Genomic DNA, 16013 nt, shown 5'->3' on the forward strand with positions numbered 1-16013 from the left:
CTCGTCGAAACCCCCCAGGCTCCCGTGCAACCCTTTCGGGTGCTTTGCCGTCACACAAGGTGAACCATAGGGCTGAGGGAAGACGATGAGCGAGCAGAACAAGAGCGGCCGAATACGGGCCACCGGCCGCCGCCGCAAGCCGGTCGCCAAGGGCCGCCGCGCAGCGACCGCCGCCGCGTGGGGGGCCGCGGCGGTCGTCCTCGTCGGCGGTTCCGGGCTCGGGTACGTCTACTTCAAGCTCAACGGCAACCTCGAGGGCGTCGACATCAACGGGCAGCTCGGCAAGGACCGCCCGGAGAACGTCGACAACGGCTCGATGGACATCCTCGTCCTCGGCTCCGACTCCCGCTCCGGCGCCAACGGCGCGTACGGCAGGGACGAGGGCGCCGCCCGCTCCGACACCGCGATGGTCGTCCACGTCTACGAGGGCCACGAGAAGGCCTCGGTGGTCTCCGTCCCGCGCGACACCCTGATCGACCGCCCCGCCTGCACCGACGGCAAGGGCGGCACCGTCGCCGCCGAGCACCGCGCCATGTTCAACACGGCGTACGAGGTCGGCGGGCCGGCGTGCGCGGTCAAGACGGTCGAGGCCATGTCCGGCATCCGCATGGACCACTACATCGAGGTCGACTTCACCGGCTTCACGAAGCTCATCGACCGCCTCGGCGGCGTCGAGATCACCACGACCAAGGCCATCAAGGACTCCAAGAGCCACCTCGACCTCGAACCGGGCACGCACACCCTCGACGGCGAGCAGTCCCTCGGCCTGGTCCGCACCCGCAAGAGCGTCGGCGACGGCAGCGACCTCGGGCGCATCCAGCTCCAGCAGGCCTTCATGAAGGCCTTCATCGAGCAGGTGAAGAGCGTCGGCGTCCTCACCAGCCCCAAGAAGCTGCTGGACCTCGCGGACACCGCCACCAAGGCCATCACCCCGGACTCCGAGCTCGACTCCGTCAACGAGCTCATGGGCTTCGCCAAGGGGCTCTCCGGCATCGGAGCCAAGGACGTCCACATGGTCACCCTGCCCGTCGAGTACGACCCGCGGGACCCGAACCGCGTCGTGCCCCTGGAGGCCCAGGGCAGGCAGGTCTGGGCGGCCCTGAAGGCGGACCGGGAGATCCCCGCCTCGGCGACGAGGAACGCGGCCACCGGCCAGGCCCAGGGCCTCGTGAGATAGCCCCGGCCGATCCGGAAGCGATCCGCAGGCGGTCCCGAAGCGATCCCGGAGCGGTCCTGACGCTGCCCGGAATCGGTCAGGAATAGTTCCGGCCCGACCCCGGTTTTGGGAGATGCGGCCGGTCCTGGCAGACTGGTACGTCGGCCCCGGTTCACGCATGTGCATCCCGCACGGGCGACCCGGAGCCCTCCCGAAACTAGGAGACACCTTGAAGCGCGAGATCCACCCCGAGTACGTCGAGACCCAGGTCAGCTGCACCTGTGGCGCGTCGTTCACCACCCGTAGCACCCTGACCGACGGCACCATCCGTGCCGAGGTCTGCTCCGAGTGCCACCCGTTCTACACGGGCAAGCAGAAGATCCTCGACACCGGCGGCCGCGTTGCCCGCTTCGAGGCCCGCTTCGGCAAGGCTGCCGGCTCCGCCAAGAAGTAGCGAGCCACTGCGCCGGTCGTCGGCTGCCCCTGCGCGGGGTGGCCGGGACCGGCGCTTTGCCGTCCCGTAGCAACTGACGAAAACCCAGGAGCCCCCGATGTTCGAGGCGGTCGAGGAACTGGTCGGCGAACACGCCGACCTCGAGAAGAAGCTCGCCGACCCTTCGGTTCACGCCGACCAGGCCAACGCGCGCAAGCTGAACAAGCGGTACGCGGAGCTGACCCCGATCGTCGCCACCTACCGCTCCTGGAAGCAGACCGGTGACGACATCGAGACGGCCCGCGAGCTGATGCACGAGGACCCGGACTTCGCCGCCGAGGTCAAGGAGCTGGAGAAGCAGCGCGAGGAGCAGACCGAGAAGCTGCGGCTGCTGCTCGTCCCCCGCGACCCCAGCGACGACAAGGACGTCATCCTGGAGATCAAGGCCGGTGCCGGCGGCGACGAGTCCGCCCTGTTCGCCGGTGACCTGCTCCGCATGTACCTCCGCTACGCCGAGCGCGTCGGCTGGAAGACCGAGATCATCGACTCCACCGAGTCCGAGCTCGGCGGCTACAAGGACGTCCAGGTCGCCGTGAAGACCAAGGGCGGCAACGGGGCCACCGAGCCCGGCCAGGGTGTCTGGGCGCGGCTGAAGTACGAGGGCGGGGTGCACCGCGTGCAGCGCGTGCCCGCCACCGAGTCGCAGGGCCGCATCCACACCTCCGCGGCCGGCGTGCTCGTCACGCCGGAGGCCGAGGAGGTCGAGGTCGAGATCCACGCCAACGACCTGCGCATCGACGTCTACCGCTCGTCCGGCCCCGGTGGCCAGTCCGTCAACACGACCGACTCCGCCGTCCGCATCACGCACCTGCCGACCGGCATCGTCGCCTCCTGCCAGAACGAGAAGAGCCAGCTCCAGAACAAGGAGCAGGCCATGCGCATCCTCCGCTCCCGGCTGCTCGCCGCCGCGCAGGAGAAGGCCGAGGCCGAGGCCGCCGACGCCCGCCGCAGCCAGGTCCGCACCGTCGACCGCTCCGAGAAGATCCGTACGTACAACTTCCCGGAGAACCGCATCTCGGACCACCGCGTCGGCTTCAAGGCGTACAACCTGGACCAGGTGCTCGACGGTGAGCTCGACGCCGTCATCCAGGCCTGCGTGGACGCCGACTCCGCGGCCAAGCTCGCCGCGGCGTAACACCCCGTACAGCCCCCACCCGCACCACGGAGGACCAGCGTGAACCTGCTGCTTGCCGAGGTGGCCCAGGCCACCCAGCGGCTGGCCGACGCCGGCGTTCCCTCACCGCGTTTCGACGCCGAGGAGCTCGCCGCGTTCGTGCACGGCGTCAAGCGGGGGGAGCTGCACAACGTCAAGGACGTGGACTTCGACGCCCGCTACTGGGAGGCCATCGCGCGCCGCGAGGCGCGCGAGCCGCTCCAGCACATCACCGGCCGGGCCTTCTTCCGCTACCTGGAGCTGCAGGTCGGCCCCGGCGTCTTCGTGCCCCGCCCCGAGACCGAGTCGGTCGTCGGCTGGGCCATAGACGCCGTACGGGCCATGGACGTCGTCGAGCCCCTCATCGTCGACCTGTGCACCGGCTCCGGCGCCATCGCGCTCGCCATGGCCCAGGAGGTGCCGCGCTCGCGCGTGCACGCGGTGGAGCTCTCCGACGACGCGCTGGTGTGGACCCGGAAGAACGCCGAGGGCTCGCGCGTCACCGTCCACCAGGGCGACGCGCTGAGCGCGCTGCCGGAACTCGACGGACAGGTCGACCTGGTCATCTCCAACCCGCCGTACATCCCGCTCACCGAGTGGGAGTACGTGGCTCCCGAGGCCCGCGACCACGACCCGGAGATGGCCCTCTTCTCCGGCGAGGACGGCCTCGACACGATCCGGGGCATCGAACGCACCGCTCACCGGCTGCTGCGGCCGGGCGGGCTCGTCGTCATCGAGCACGCGGACACCCAGGGCGGCCAGGTGCCGTGGATCTTCAACGAGGAGGCCGGCTGGACCGACGCCGCCGACCACCCCGACCTGAACAACCGGCCGCGCTTCGCGACCGCCCGCAAGGCCACACCATGACCAGGCACGACGTGTACGAGGAGGACCGGGACTGATGGCTCGGCGATACGACTGCAACGAGGCGACGGACCGGGCGACGGGTCTGCGTGAGGCCGCGTCCGCCGTACGCCGCGGCGAGCTGGTCGTGCTTCCCACCGACACGGTGTACGGGATCGGGGCGGACGCCTTCGGCTCGGAGGCCGTCGCGGACCTCCTCGCCGCCAAGGGGCGGGGCCGCAACATGCCCACGCCCGTCCTCATCGGCTCCCCGAACACCCTCCACGGCCTGGTCACGGACTTCTCCGAGATGGCGTGGGAGCTCGTCGACGCGTTCTGGCCGGGTGCGCTGACGCTGGTGACCAAGCACCAGCCGTCCCTGCAGTGGGACCTGGGCGACACCCGCGGCACCGTCGCGATCCGGATGCCGCTGCACCCGGTCGCCATCGAGCTGCTCACCGAGGTCGGCCCGATGGCCGTGTCCTCGGCGAACCTGACCGGGCACCCGTCCCCGGAGGACTGCGACGCGGCGCAGGGCATGCTCGGCGACTCCGTCTCCGTCTACCTCGACGGCGGGCCCACGCCGGGCATCGTCCCGTCGTCCATCGTCGACGTGACGGGCAAGGTCCCCGTGCTGCTGCGTGAAGGCGCGCTTTCCGCGGAGGAGCTCCGGAAGGTGGTACCCGACCTCGAGGTGGCGAATTGACCGCCCCTGAGGGGCGTGGCATAGCGGGGCACGAGCACGACGGCAGTACCTTCCGCATCCTCCACGTCAGCACCGGCAACGTCTGCCGCTCGCCGATCACCGAGCGGCTGACCCGCCATGCCCTGATCGACCGCCTGGGGGACCCCCTGGGCGGCGGCCTGATCGTGGAGAGCGCGGGCACCTGGGGCCACGAGGGTGCCCCGATGGAGACCAACGCGGAACTGGTGCTCGCGGACTTCGGCGCGGACTTCAGCGGCTTCATGGGCCGCGAGCTCCTCGACGAGCACGTCATCCGTGCCGACCTGGTGCTCACCGCGACCCGCGACCACCGCGCGCAGGTCATCTCGATGGGCCACTCGGCGGGCCTGCGCACCTTCACCCTGAAGGAGTTCACCCGGCTCGTCCGCGCCATAGATCCGGCCACGCTTCCCGACCCGAAGGGCGCCCACGGCACGGTCGACCGCGCCCGCGCCCTGGTGCGCGCCGCCGCCGCTCTACGCGGGTGGCTCCTGGCCCCGTCGGCGGAGGCGGACGAGGTGAACGATCCGTACGGGGCCCCGATCACGTTCTTCCGCTCGATCGGCGAGGAGATCCAGCAGGCGCTGGACCCCGTGGTGACGGCCCTGACGGGGGTGCCGGCGCGGCGGTGAGGGTTCCGTCCGTGTTCGGCGGACGGAGTCCGGCGCAGCGGGCCGATGCCGGTGAGGCCCCCCGGGGCCGAGGCGTGCGAGGGGTGCGTCGGGAGTGGGGTTCCAGCAGGCGCTGGACCCGGTGGTGACGGCCCTGACGGGGGTGCCGGCGCGGCGTTGAGCGGGCCGCTCCGCCGCGCGGCGGAGCAGCCTCCTCAGGGTGTTCCCTGGGCGTCTCGGCGGGGTTTCCCGCCCCGGGTGGTCCGGGTGGGTCACTGGGGGAGCGGGGGCGGTTCTGCGTGCCTACAGTGGGTTTCTGGTCATACTCACCGCTCGGAGTGCCCCCATGCCCGTGACCGCGCCTCCCCAAGACGAGCTCGACGTCCTGCGCCGGCAGGATCCCCAGGTCGCCGACGTGCTGCTCGGTGAGGCGCGGCGGCAGGGGGACAGCCTGCAGCTGATCGCCGCCGAGAACTTCACCTCGCCGGCCGTGCTCGCCGTGCTCGGGTCGCAGCTCGCCAACAAGTACGCCGAGGGGTATCCGGGATCGCGCTACCACGGTGGCTGCGAGTACGCCGACGCCGTGGAGCGGATCGCCGTCGAGCGGGCGACCTCGCTGTTCGGGGCCGAGCACGCGAACGTGCAGCCGCATTCCGGCTCCTCGGCCGTGCTGGCCGCCTACGCCGCGCTGCTGCGGCCCGGGGACACCGTGCTGGCCATGGGGCTCGCGTACGGCGGGCACCTCACGCACGGCTCGCCGGCGAACTTCTCCGGGCGCTGGTTCGACTTCGTCCCGTACGGCGTGGACGCCGAGACGGGGCTCGTCGACTACGAGCAGGTCGCCGCGCTGGCCCGGCACCACCGGCCGAAGGCGATCGTCTGCGGGTCCATCTCGTATCCGCGGCACCTGGACTACGGGATCTTCCGCGACATCGCCGACGAGGTCGGCGCCTATCTCATCGCCGACGCCGCCCACCCCCTCGGACTCGTCGCCGGAGGGGCCGCTCCCAACCCCGTCCCGTACGCGGACGTGGTCTGCGGCACCACCCACAAGGTGCTGCGCGGTCCCCGCGGCGGGCTGATCCTGTGCGGGGCGGAGTTCGCCGAGCGGGTGGACCGGGCCGTGTTCCCCTTCACCCAGGGCGGTGCGCAGATGCACACCATCGCCGCCAAGGCCGTCGCCTTCGGGGAGGCGTCCACCCCGGCCTTCACCGCGTACGCCCATCAGGTGGTCGAGAACGCCCGCGTCCTCGCCGCCGCACTCGCCGCCGAGGGTTTCGCGCTGACCACCGGCGGGACGGACACGCATCTCATCACCGCCGATCCGGCTCCGCTCGGTGTCGACGGACGGTCCGCCCGCTCCCGGCTCGCCGCCGCCGGCATGGTGCTCGACACCTGCGCGCTGCCGTACGGGGACGGGCGGGGCCTCCGGCTCGGCACGGCGGCCGTCACGACCCAGGGCATGGGGGCGCCGGAGCTCGCGCGGATCGCCGCGCTGTTCACCTCCGCGCTGCGGGACGACGCGGAGGAGACGGCCCGGGTACGCGCGGAAGTACGCGAACTCGCCGGGCGATTTCCCCCGTATGGCAGCTGATGAGGACCCCTCCGCAACCGTTCGGGTCACCCGGGTGTCCTCAACCAGGGGGACGGCCCGGCTAGGGTGTGGGGCTGAGATGGCCAGCGATTCCTGTGGGGCAGCCCGTGCGTGATTACCTGCTGACGCTCTGTGTCACGGCCGCGGTGACCTATCTGCTCACCGGTCCGGTGCGGAAGTTCGCCATCGCGACCGGGGCGATGCCGGAGATCCGTGCCCGCGACGTACACCGAGAACCGACTCCGCGGCTCGGTGGCATCGCCATGTTCTTCGGCCTGTGCGCGGGACTGCTCGTCGCCGACCACCTGCAGAACCTCAGCAGCGTCTTCGAGCTGTCCAACGAGCCACGGGCGCTGCTCTCCGGTGCGGCCCTGATCTGGCTGATCGGCGTCCTCGATGACAAGTTCGAACTGGACGCGCTGATCAAGCTCGGCGCGCAGATGATCTCCGCCGGCGTGATGGTGATGCAGGGTCTGACGATCCTGTGGCTGCCGATCCCGGGCGTCGGCACGGTCGCGCTCACGCAGTGGCAGGGCACCCTGCTCACCGTCGCGCTGGTCGTGCTCACCATCAACGCCGTGAACTTCGTCGACGGCCTCGACGGCCTCGCCGCCGGCATGGTGTGCATCGCCGCCGCGGCCTTCTTCCTCTACGCGTACCGGATCTGGTTCGGCTACACGATCGAGGCGGCCGCCCCCGCGACCCTGTTCGCCGCGATCCTCATGGGCATGTGCCTGGGCTTCCTGCCGCACAACATGCACCCGGCGCGGATCTTCATGGGCGACTCCGGCTCGATGCTGATCGGTCTGATCCTGGCGGCCTCGGCCATCTCCATCACGGGACAGGTCGACCCGGACGCGCTGAAGATCTTCGAGGGTTCGACGAAGGCGGCCACGCACGCGGCCCTGCCGGTCTTCATCCCGCTGCTGCTGCCGCTGACCATCATCGCGATCCCCATGGCGGACCTGGTGCTGGCGATCGTGCGCCGTACGTGGAAGGGCCAGTCGCCGTTCGCTGCGGACCGCGGCCACCTGCACCACCGGCTCCTGGAGATCGGGCACTCGCACAGCCGTGCCGTGCTGATCATGTACTTCTGGTCGGCGCTCATCGCCTTCGGCACGCTGGCCTACTCGGTGCACTCGACGTCGATGTGGATCGTCCTCGCCGTGGTCTTCCTGAGCGCGGTCGGTCTGGTGCTGCTCCTGCTGCCGCGGTTCACCCCGCGAGCCCCGCGCTGGGCGGAGGCGGTCGTCCCGCCGCGCTACCGGCGCCGCAGGCCGGCTCCCGAACCGGAGCCGGCCGTCGAGGAGGAGAAGGTGCCCGTCCCGGCCGGGGTCAACGGGGCGACCGCCATCGGTCACCGTTCGCGGTTCTCCGACCGGAGTAAGGCCGGGGCGCGCGGTTGACGAAAGCCCCATCCGGGGCCAATACCCGACAACCCGCCTCGCCGGCGTGCACACACGCGCGGAGTAACTCTCACGTGTGACAGTTGGCACACCCTCTGAGTAAAGACCTATTCAAATAGTTTGTGATACGGTTCACGAGACCCGGCGCCAGTGCCGAAGGACCGTAGTGCGACGGTCCGTTGGCCCCGAGACCCACCTCGGACCGGGCTTACGCTCGTCCATGACGACACCATCGCCCCTCCAGCAAGCGGAGACACCGCCATGCCGTCCAACGACGCCCGCACCCTGCTGCTCACCGCAGTCCCCACCGCCGCCGTAGGCGCTCTCGCCACGGTCGTCAGCGGTGTGGTCGCCGGTGGCAAGGGCGCGCTCGGCGCCGTCGTCGGCACCGCGGTGGTCCTCCTCTTCATGGGTATCGGGCTGGTGGTTCTGCAGCGGACGGCGAAGAAGCTCCCGCAGCTGTTCCAGGCCATGGGGCTGATGCTCTACACGGTCCAGCTGCTGGTGCTCTTCATCTTCCTGGCCTTGCTGAAGGACACCTCGGCGTTCGACTTCAAGGCCTTCGCCTTCACGCTGCTCGCTACGACCATCGTGTGGGTCGCCGCCCAGGCCCGGGCCTACATGAAGGCCAAGATCATGTATGTCGACCCCGAGAACACGGGGTCGAAGTCGTGAAGGGTAGGGCCGGGATAAAGGCGCGTTCGGCTTCCTGCTATCGTCCGGTGCCAACTGCGGCACTGCGGGCGCGGGCATCCGAAGCGGCGCCTGTCCCAGCGCGAGGCTCGATGCCGAACCGCCGCCCCCTTATCCGTAAGACCAGTCCAGTGCCGACCCGCGGCTGCGTGCCGCGCCGACACAACGAGGTTGCCGTACCTATGCGCCACGCTGAAGGAGCCCGCGGTGAGTGCTGACCAGACGCTTGCCTTCGACCCGGATTGCCACATCTTCACCGGATGTGGCTTCCCGGCGCCGGGGCTGCACACGTTCATGTACGAGCCCATCTTCTCCGTGGGCGGCTTCGAGTTCACCAAGCCGATGCTGCTCGCCATCCTGGGCTCGATCGTGGTCGTCGGCTTCTTCTGGGCCGCGTTCAACAAGCCGAAGCTCATCCCGGGCAAGATGCAGATGGTCGGCGAGGCCGGCTACGACTTCGTCCGCCGCGGGATCGTCTACGAGATCATCGGCAAGAAGGACGGCGAGAAGTACGTCCCCTTCATGGTGTCGCTGTTCTTCTTCGTCTGGATCATGAACCTCTGGTCGATCGTGCCGGTCGCCCAGTTCCCGGTCACCTCGCTGATCGCCTTCCCGGCGGCCCTCGCGCTGATCGTGTACGTGACCTGGGTGTCGCTGACGTTCAAGAAGCACGGCTTCGCCGGCGGCTGGAAGAACATCCTGGGGTACGACAAGTCCCTGGGCGCGATTCTCCCCCTGATCATGCTGCTCGAGTTCTTCTCGAACCTGATCATCCGGCCCTTCACGCACGCGGTCCGACTGTTCGCGAACATGTTCGCCGGTCACCTGCTGATCGTGATGTTCTCGCTGGCCACCTGGTACCTCATGAACGGCATCGGCTTCGTCTACGCGGGCGCCTCGTTCGTGATGGTCATCGTGATGACCGCCTTCGAGCTCTTCATCCAGGCTGTCCAGGCGTACGTCTTCGTCCTCCTGGCCTGCAGCTACGTCCAGGGCGCGCTCTCCGAGCACCACTGAGCCGGCCCGGCGACAGCACCACCCACCCCTAACCACAGTCGTCCGGTGGCCAACCCCCACCGGGTCCTTGAAAGAGAAGGAAGAACCGGCATGTCCGCTCTCGAGACTCTCGCCGCTGTCAACGGAAACGTCGCCTCCATCGGCTACGGCCTCGCGGCCATCGGCCCCGGCGTCGGCGTCGGCATCATCTTCGGTAACGGCACCCAGGCCCTCGCCCGTCAGCCCGAGGCGGCCGGCCTGATCCGTACCAACCAGATCATGGGTTTCGCCTTCTGTGAGGCGCTCGCCCTCATCGGCATCGTCATGGGCTTCGTCTACAAGTAAGCCGGACCGACAGCCCGACCCTTTTTACGGAAGGCACTGATGTGAACGCTCTGCTTCTTGCGGAAGCGGCGGAGGAGCAGCCTCCGCTCATCCCGCATCTCGACGAGCTCGTCATCGGCCTGATCGCCTTCGTCATCGTCTTCGGCTTCCTCGCCAAGAAGCTCCTCCCGAACATCAACAAGGTTCTGGACGAGCGTCGTGAGGCCATCGAGGGTGGCATCGAGAAGGCCGAGTCGGCCCAGATCGAGGCTCAGAGTGTGCTGGAGCAGTACAAGGCTCAGCTCGCCGAGGCCCGCCACGAAGCCGCGCGTCTCCGCCAGGAGGCGACGGAGCAGGGCACCGCGATCATCCAGGAGATGAAGGCGGAAGGCCAGCGCCAGCGCGAGGAGATCGTCGCCGCCGGCCACGCCCAGATCGAGGCCGACCGGAAGGCCGCGTCCGCCGCGCTGCGTCAGGACGTCGGCAAGCTCGCCACGGACCTGGCCGCGAAGCTGGTCGGTGAGTCCCTCGAGGACCACGCCCGCCAGAGCCGCACCATCGACCGTTTCCTCGACGAGCTCGAGGAGAAGGCCGAGGCCGTCCGATGAACGGAGCGAGCCGCGAGGCACTGGGTGCCGCACGCGAAGCCCTCGACGCGCTGACCGACAACACGTCGGTCGACGCGGCGAAGCTCGCCGGCGAGCTGGCCGCGGTCACCGCGCTGCTCCACCGCGAGGTGTCGCTGCGCCGGGTCCTGACCGACCCCGCGCAGTCGGGCGAGGCCAAGGCCGCGCTCGCGCAGCGACTCCTCTCGGGTCAGGTGGGCGGCGAGGCCGTCGACGTGGTCTCCGGGATGGTCCGCTCGCGCTGGTCGCAGTCGCGTGATCTGGTGGACGGTGTCGAGGAGCTGGCGAACATCGCCGACCTCACCGCCGCCCAGAAGGCGGGCGTCCTCGACGACGTCGAGGACGAGCTGTTCCGCTTCGGCCGGATCGTCTCCTCCAGCCCCGGGCTCCGCTCGGCGCTGACGGACAAGACCGCCACGGCCTCCGCCAAGGGCGGGCTGCTGAGCAGCCTGCTGGGTGGCAAGGCGAACGCCGTCACCGAGCGCCTGGTCGTCCGTCTGGTGACCCAGCCGCGGGGACGTAGCCTGGAAGCGGGACTCGAGTCCCTGTCCAAGCTCGCCGCGGCGCGTCGGGACCGCATGGTCGCCGTCGTCACCTCGGCGGTGCCGCTGAGCGACGCACAGAAGCAGCGCCTCGGCGCCGTGCTGGCCAAGCTGTACGGCCGCCAGATGCACCTGAACCTGGACGTGGACCCCACGGTCCTCGGCGGGATCACGGTGCGGGTGGGCGACGAGGTCATCGACGGCACCATCGCCGAGCGCCTCGACGAGGCGACCCGGCGACTGGCCGGCTGACCTCGGCCACAAGTCAAAAAGCATCACCAGCGGCCCGGTTGGGCCGTGCAGAGATTGCAGAAGATTCCTGGGGGTCGGCCCCCAGACCCCTTAAGAAACTTCGGGCCCAACAAGGAGAGCAGGGAACCCAGATGGCGGAGCTCACGATCCGGCCGGAGGAGATCCGGGACGCGCTGGAGAACTTCGTCCAGTCGTACCAGCCGGACGCGGCCTCGCGCGAGGAGGTCGGCACGGTCAGCCTGGCCGGCGACGGTATCGCGAAGGTCGAGGGTCTTCCCTCGGCCATGGCGAACGAGCTGCTGAAGTTCGAGGACGGCACCCTCGGTCTCGCCCTCAACCTCGAGGAGCGCGAGATCGGTGCCATCGTCCTCGGCGAGTTCAGCGGCATCGAGGAGGGTCAGTCGGTGCAGCGCACCGGCGAGGTCCTCTCCGTAGGTGTCGGTGAGGGCTACCTGGGTCGCGTCGTCGACCCGCTCGGTAACCCGATCGACGGTCTCGGCGAGATCGCGACCGAGGGCCGCCGCGCCCTCGAGCTGCAGGCCCCCGGCGTCATGCAGCGCAAGTCGGTCCACGAGCCGATGGAGACCGGCTACAAGGCCGTCGACGCCATGACCCCGGTCGGCCGTGGCCAGCGTCAGCTGATCATCGGTGACCGTCAGACCGGCAAGACCGCGCTGTGCATCGACACGATCATCAACCAGCGTGACAACTGGCGCTCGGGCGACGTGAACAAGCAGGTCCGCTGCATCTACGTCGCCGTCGGCCAGAAGGGCTCCACCATCGCCGCGGTCCGCGGTGCCCTGGAGGAGGCCGGCGCCCTCGAGTACACGACCATCGTCGCCGCTCCGGCGTCCGACCCGGCCGGCTTCAAGTACCTGGCGCCGTACACCGGTTCGGCCATCGGTCAGCACTGGATGTACCAGGGCAAGCACGTCCTGATCGTCTTCGACGACCTGTCGAAGCAGGCCGACGCCTACCGCGCCGTGTCGCTGCTGCTGCGCCGCCCGCCGGGCCGTGAGGCCTACCCGGGTGACGTCTTCTACCTGCACTCCCGTCTGCTCGAGCGCTGCGCCAAGCTCTCGGACGAGCTGGGTGCCGGTTCGATGACCGGTCTGCCGATCGTCGAGACGAAGGCCAACGACGTCTCGGCGTTCATCCCGACCAACGTCATCTCCATCACCGACGGCCAGTGCTTCCTGGAGTCCGACCTGTTCAACGCCGGCCAGCGTCCGGCCCTGAACGTCGGTATCTCGGTCTCGCGTGTCGGTGGCTCCGCCCAGCACAAGGCGATGAAGCAGATCTCCGGCCGCCTCCGCGTGGACCTCGCCCAGTTCCGTGAGCTCGAGGCGTTCGCCGCCTTCGGTTCCGACCTGGACGCCGCGTCGAAGTCGCAGCTGGAGCGTGGTCAGCGCATGGTCGAGCTGCTCAAGCAGGCTCAGTACCAGCCGATGCCCACGGAGAACCAGGTCGTCTCGATCTGGGCCGGTACCACCGGCAAGATGGACGACGTCCCGGTGGCCGACATCCGCCGTTTCGAGGCCGAGCTGCTGGCGTACCTGCGCCAGAACCACTCGGGCCTCATGACCTCCATCCGTGAGGGCGGCAAGATGTCGGACGACACGCTGCAGTCCGTCGCCGACGCGATCGCGGAGTTCAAGAAGCAGTTCGAGACCTCTGACGGCAAGCTGCTCGGCGAGGACGCTCCCGCCGCCGTCAACGTCTCGAAGTGACGACGGAAGGGACCTGACTCATGGGAGCGCAGCTCCGGGTCTACAAGCGTCGCATCAAATCCGTCACCGCGACGAAGAAGATCACCAAGGCGATGGAGATGATCGCCGCCTCGCGCGTCGTCAAGGCGCAGCGCAAGGTGCAGGCGTCGACTCCGTACGCGACCGAGCTCACCCGCGCGGTGACCGCGGTGGCCACGGGGGCGAGCGACAAGCACGCGCTGACCACCGAGGCGGAGAACCCGACCCGCGCCGCGGTCCTGCTCCTCACGAGCGACCGCGGCCTGGCCGGCGCCTTCAACTCCAACGCCATCAAGGCGGCGGAGCAGCTCATCAGGAAGCTCGAGGGCGAGGGCAAGGCGGTCGACATCTACGTCGTCGGTCGCCGTGGCGTCGCGCACTTCAACTTCCGTGAGCGCAAGCTGGCCGACACGTGGACCGGCTTCACGGACGAGCCGACGTACGCGGACGCCAAGAAGATCGGCAAGCCGCTGATCGAGGCGATCGAGAAGGACACGGCCGAGGGTGGTGTGGACGAGCTCCACATCGTCTACACCGAGTTCATCTCGATGATGACGCAGACGGCTGTAGAGGCCCGGCTGCTGCCCCTCAGCCTCGACGAGGTCGCGAAGGAGGCCGGCGAGTCGGACACGCTCCGTCCGCTGTACGACTTCGAGCCGTCGGCGGAGGACGTCCTCGACGCCCTCCTGCCGCGCTACGTCGAGAGCCGGATCTACAACGCGCTGCTTCAGTCCTCGGCCTCGAAGCACGCCGCCACGCGGCGCGCGATGAAGTCGGCGACCGACAACGCGGGTGAGCTGATCACCAACCTCACCCGACTTGCCAACGCGGCCCGCCAGGCCGACATCACCCAGGAAATCAGCGAGATCGTCGGTGGCACTGCTGCCCTGGCCGACGCGACCGCGGGGAGTGACAAGTAATGACGACCACTGTTGAGACGGCCGCCGCCACGGGCCGCGTCGCCCGGGTCATCGGCCCGGTCGTCGACGTGGAGTTCTCCGTCGACGCGATGCCGGAGATCTACAACGCGCTGAACGTCGAGGTGCCGGACCCGTCCGGTGAGGGCACCAAGACGCTGACCCTCGAGGTCGCGCAGCACCTCGGTGACGGCATGGTCCGCACCATCTCGATGCAGCCCACCGACGGTCTGGTCCGCCAGGCCCCGGTGACCGACACGGGCTCGGCCATCACGGTCCCCGTCGGTGACGTCACCAAGGGCAAGGTGTTCAACACCCTGGGCGAGGTCCTCAACGAGGACCCCTCCACGGTCGCGTCCGCCGACCGCTGGGCGATCCACCGCAAGGCCCCGGCCTTCGACCAGCTCGAGTCCAAGACCGAGATGTTCGAGACCGGCCTGAAGGTCGTCGACCTTCTCACCCCGTACGTCAAGGGTGGAAAGATCGGTCTGTTCGGTGGTGCCGGTGTCGGCAAGACCGTTCTGATCCAGGAAATGATCATGCGTGTGGCGAAGCTGCACGAGGGTGTGTCGGTCTTCGCGGGCGTCGGCGAGCGCACCCGTGAGGGCAACGACCTCATGGTCGAGATGGAGGAGGCCGGCGTTCTCGACAAGACAGCGCTGGTCTTCGGCCAGATGGACGAGCCCCCGGGCACCCGTCTGCGCGTGGCCCTCGCCGGTCTGACCATGGCGGAGTACTTCCGCGATGTGCAGAAGCAGGACGTGCTGTTCTTCATCGACAACATCTTCCGCTTCACCCAGGCCGGTTCCGAGGTGTCGACCCTGCTCGGCCGTATGCCCTCCGCGGTGGGCTACCAGCCGAACCTGGCCGACGAGATGGGTCTCCTCCAGGAGCGCATCACCTCGACCCGTGGTCACTCGATCACCTCGATGCAGGCGATCTACGTCCCCGCCGACGACCTCACCGACCCGGCGCCGGCGACCACCTTCGCCCACCTCGACGCGACGACGGTTCTCTCCCGTCCGATCTCCGAGAAGGGCATCTACCCGGCCGTGGACCCGCTGGACTCCACGTCCCGGATCCTGGACCCGCGCTACATCGCGCAGGACCACTACGACGCCGCCATGCGCGTCAAGGGCATCCTGCAGAAGTACAAGGACCTCCAGGACATCATCGCGATCCTCGGTATCGACGAGCTGAGCGAGGAGGACAAGCTCGTTGTCCACCGCGCCCGCCGCGTCGAGCGCTTCCTGTCCCAGAACACCCACGCGGCGAAGCAGTTCACCGGCGTGGACGGTTCGGACGTTCCGCTCGAGGAGTCGATCGCCGCGTTCAACGCGATCTGCGACGGTGAGTTCGACCACTTCCCGGAGCAGGCCTTCTTCATGTGTGGTGGTCTCGAGGACCTCAAGAAGAACGCCAAGGAGCTCGGCGTCTCCTGAGCCCCGTGCTCGCCTTGAGGGGGGCGGGATCGGTCCCGCCCCCCTCGTCACGCCCACTAGAATTGATCCCAACACCCGGCAGCACCGCCGGGTGGTGACCCGAGGAGCCAACCTTGGCTGCTGAGCTGCACGTCGAGCTGGTCGCTGCGGACCGGAGTGTCTGGTCCGGCGAGGCCACCCTGGTCATCGCGCGTACCACCTCCGGCGACATCGGCGTCATGCCCGGTCACCAGCCGCTGCTGGGTGTGCTGGAGTCGGGCCCGGTGACCATCCGTACGAGCGAGGGCGGCACTGTCGTGGCCGCCGTGCACGGCGGATTCATCTCCTTCGCCGATGACAAGCTGTCTCTGCTCGCGGAGATCGCCGAGCTGGCGGACGAGATCGACGCCCAGCGCGCCGAGCGCGCGCTGGAGCGGGCGAAGTCGGACGAGGACGCCGCCGCCGAGCGGCGCGCCGAGGTCCGGCTGCGCGCGGTAGCGGTCCGCTAGCGGAC

General features: G+C 69.2%; 17 protein-coding genes. All 17 read left to right on the forward strand.

Annotation, left to right across the window (positions count from 1 at the left end; translation table 11 throughout):
• Nucleotides 1-85 precede the first annotated feature (85 nt).
• The 17 genes from ACGF1Z_RS24105 (at nucleotide 86) to ACGF1Z_RS24185 (ending at nucleotide 16008) form a co-directional block, all read left to right on the forward strand.
• Nucleotides 86-1177, forward strand: coding sequence for an LCP family protein (locus ACGF1Z_RS24105; RefSeq protein ID WP_393007241.1), 1092 nt, complete (start codon nucleotides 86-88; stop codon nucleotides 1175-1177).
• A 208-nt stretch (nucleotides 1178-1385) separates the two neighbouring features.
• Nucleotides 1386-1610 carry a 50S ribosomal protein L31 gene (rpmE, locus tag ACGF1Z_RS24110; protein ID WP_309052006.1) on the forward strand — a complete coding sequence of 75 codons (225 nt, stop codon included), beginning with the start codon at nucleotides 1386-1388 and terminating at the stop codon, nucleotides 1608-1610.
• Nucleotides 1611-1707: 97 nt separating this feature from the next.
• Nucleotides 1708-2784, forward strand: a complete 1077-nt coding sequence (gene prfA / locus ACGF1Z_RS24115; protein WP_393007243.1) for a peptide chain release factor 1 — start codon at nucleotides 1708-1710, stop codon at nucleotides 2782-2784.
• Between the two features lie 39 nt (nucleotides 2785-2823).
• Nucleotides 2824-3669, forward strand: coding sequence for a peptide chain release factor N(5)-glutamine methyltransferase (prmC, locus tag ACGF1Z_RS24120; RefSeq protein ID WP_393007245.1), 846 nt, complete (start codon nucleotides 2824-2826; stop codon nucleotides 3667-3669).
• A 34-nt stretch (nucleotides 3670-3703) separates the two neighbouring features.
• Nucleotides 3704-4351: an L-threonylcarbamoyladenylate synthase gene (locus tag ACGF1Z_RS24125; RefSeq protein ID WP_393007247.1), complete on the forward strand. Its 648-nt coding sequence runs from the start codon at nucleotides 3704-3706 to the stop codon at nucleotides 4349-4351.
• Nucleotides 4348-5001, forward strand: a complete 654-nt coding sequence (locus tag ACGF1Z_RS24130; protein WP_393007249.1) for a protein-tyrosine-phosphatase — start codon at nucleotides 4348-4350, stop codon at nucleotides 4999-5001. Before ACGF1Z_RS24125 ends, ACGF1Z_RS24130 begins: the two co-directional genes overlap by 4 nt.
• A gap of 325 nt (nucleotides 5002-5326) precedes the next feature.
• Entirely contained in the window at nucleotides 5327-6574 is a 1248-nt protein-coding gene (gene glyA / locus ACGF1Z_RS24135; RefSeq protein ID WP_393007251.1) for a serine hydroxymethyltransferase, read from the forward strand.
• Between the two features lie 107 nt (nucleotides 6575-6681).
• Nucleotides 6682-7980, forward strand: a complete 1299-nt coding sequence (locus tag ACGF1Z_RS24140) for an MraY family glycosyltransferase (RefSeq protein WP_393007253.1) — start codon at nucleotides 6682-6684, stop codon at nucleotides 7978-7980.
• A 261-nt stretch (nucleotides 7981-8241) separates the two neighbouring features.
• Nucleotides 8242-8655, forward strand: a complete 414-nt coding sequence (locus ACGF1Z_RS24145) for a hypothetical protein (RefSeq protein ID WP_393007255.1) — start codon at nucleotides 8242-8244, stop codon at nucleotides 8653-8655.
• A gap of 225 nt (nucleotides 8656-8880) precedes the next feature.
• Nucleotides 8881-9690, forward strand: coding sequence for a F0F1 ATP synthase subunit A (gene atpB, locus ACGF1Z_RS24150; protein WP_393007258.1), 810 nt, complete (start codon nucleotides 8881-8883; stop codon nucleotides 9688-9690).
• Between the two features lie 90 nt (nucleotides 9691-9780).
• A complete protein-coding gene (gene atpE / locus ACGF1Z_RS24155) occupies nucleotides 9781-10014 on the forward strand; it encodes an ATP synthase F0 subunit C (protein WP_010474382.1) in 234 nt (77 codons plus the stop codon).
• 41 nt (nucleotides 10015-10055) lie between these two features.
• Complete coding sequence (locus tag ACGF1Z_RS24160; RefSeq protein ID WP_365338264.1) at nucleotides 10056-10601, forward strand: F0F1 ATP synthase subunit B; 546 nt, start codon at nucleotides 10056-10058, stop codon at nucleotides 10599-10601.
• Nucleotides 10598-11413: a F0F1 ATP synthase subunit delta gene (locus tag ACGF1Z_RS24165; protein WP_393007261.1), complete on the forward strand. Its 816-nt coding sequence runs from the start codon at nucleotides 10598-10600 to the stop codon at nucleotides 11411-11413. The genes ACGF1Z_RS24160 and ACGF1Z_RS24165 overlap by 4 nt, the downstream gene beginning before the upstream one ends.
• A 131-nt stretch (nucleotides 11414-11544) precedes the next feature.
• The gene (atpA, locus tag ACGF1Z_RS24170) at nucleotides 11545-13143 is read left to right on the forward strand and encodes a F0F1 ATP synthase subunit alpha (protein WP_365338260.1); all 1599 of its coding nucleotides are present in this window, start codon (nucleotides 11545-11547) and stop codon (nucleotides 13141-13143) included.
• Between the two features lie 20 nt (nucleotides 13144-13163).
• On the forward strand, nucleotides 13164-14081 hold the full coding sequence (locus ACGF1Z_RS24175; RefSeq protein WP_393007263.1) for a F0F1 ATP synthase subunit gamma: 918 nt from the start codon (nucleotides 13164-13166) through the stop codon (nucleotides 14079-14081).
• Complete coding sequence (gene atpD, locus ACGF1Z_RS24180) at nucleotides 14081-15520, forward strand: F0F1 ATP synthase subunit beta (protein WP_393007265.1); 1440 nt, start codon at nucleotides 14081-14083, stop codon at nucleotides 15518-15520. Before ACGF1Z_RS24175 ends, atpD begins: the two co-directional genes overlap by 1 nt.
• A gap of 113 nt (nucleotides 15521-15633) precedes the next feature.
• A complete protein-coding gene (locus tag ACGF1Z_RS24185) occupies nucleotides 15634-16008 on the forward strand; it encodes a F0F1 ATP synthase subunit epsilon (RefSeq protein ID WP_359523352.1) in 375 nt (124 codons plus the stop codon).
• Nucleotides 16009-16013: the final 5 nt, after the last annotated feature.

The sequence above is a fragment of the Streptomyces sp. NPDC048018 genome, assembly GCF_043202995.1.
Taxonomy (GTDB): domain Bacteria; phylum Actinomycetota; class Actinomycetes; order Streptomycetales; family Streptomycetaceae; genus Streptomyces.

What these genes read in the sequence shown, in the direction of transcription:
- atpA (WP_365338260.1), top strand. Translation starts at nt 11,545, where the DNA reads ATGGCGGAGCTCACGATCCGGCCGGAGGAGATCCGGGACGCGCTGGAG.
- ACGF1Z_RS24105 (WP_393007241.1), top strand. Translation starts at nt 86, where the DNA reads ATGAGCGAGCAGAACAAGAGCGGCCGAATACGGGCCACCGGCCGCCGC.
- atpE (WP_010474382.1), top strand. Translation starts at nt 9,781, where the DNA reads ATGTCCGCTCTCGAGACTCTCGCCGCTGTCAACGGAAACGTCGCCTCC.
- ACGF1Z_RS24175 (WP_393007263.1), top strand. Translation starts at nt 13,164, where the DNA reads ATGGGAGCGCAGCTCCGGGTCTACAAGCGTCGCATCAAATCCGTCACC.
- ACGF1Z_RS24145 (WP_393007255.1), top strand. Translation starts at nt 8,242, where the DNA reads ATGCCGTCCAACGACGCCCGCACCCTGCTGCTCACCGCAGTCCCCACC.
- glyA (WP_393007251.1), top strand. Translation starts at nt 5,327, where the DNA reads ATGCCCGTGACCGCGCCTCCCCAAGACGAGCTCGACGTCCTGCGCCGG.
- prfA (WP_393007243.1), top strand. Translation starts at nt 1,708, where the DNA reads ATGTTCGAGGCGGTCGAGGAACTGGTCGGCGAACACGCCGACCTCGAG.
- ACGF1Z_RS24165 (WP_393007261.1), top strand. Translation starts at nt 10,598, where the DNA reads ATGAACGGAGCGAGCCGCGAGGCACTGGGTGCCGCACGCGAAGCCCTC.
- atpD (WP_393007265.1), top strand. Translation starts at nt 14,081, where the DNA reads ATGACGACCACTGTTGAGACGGCCGCCGCCACGGGCCGCGTCGCCCGG.
- ACGF1Z_RS24125 (WP_393007247.1), top strand. Translation starts at nt 3,704, where the DNA reads ATGGCTCGGCGATACGACTGCAACGAGGCGACGGACCGGGCGACGGGT.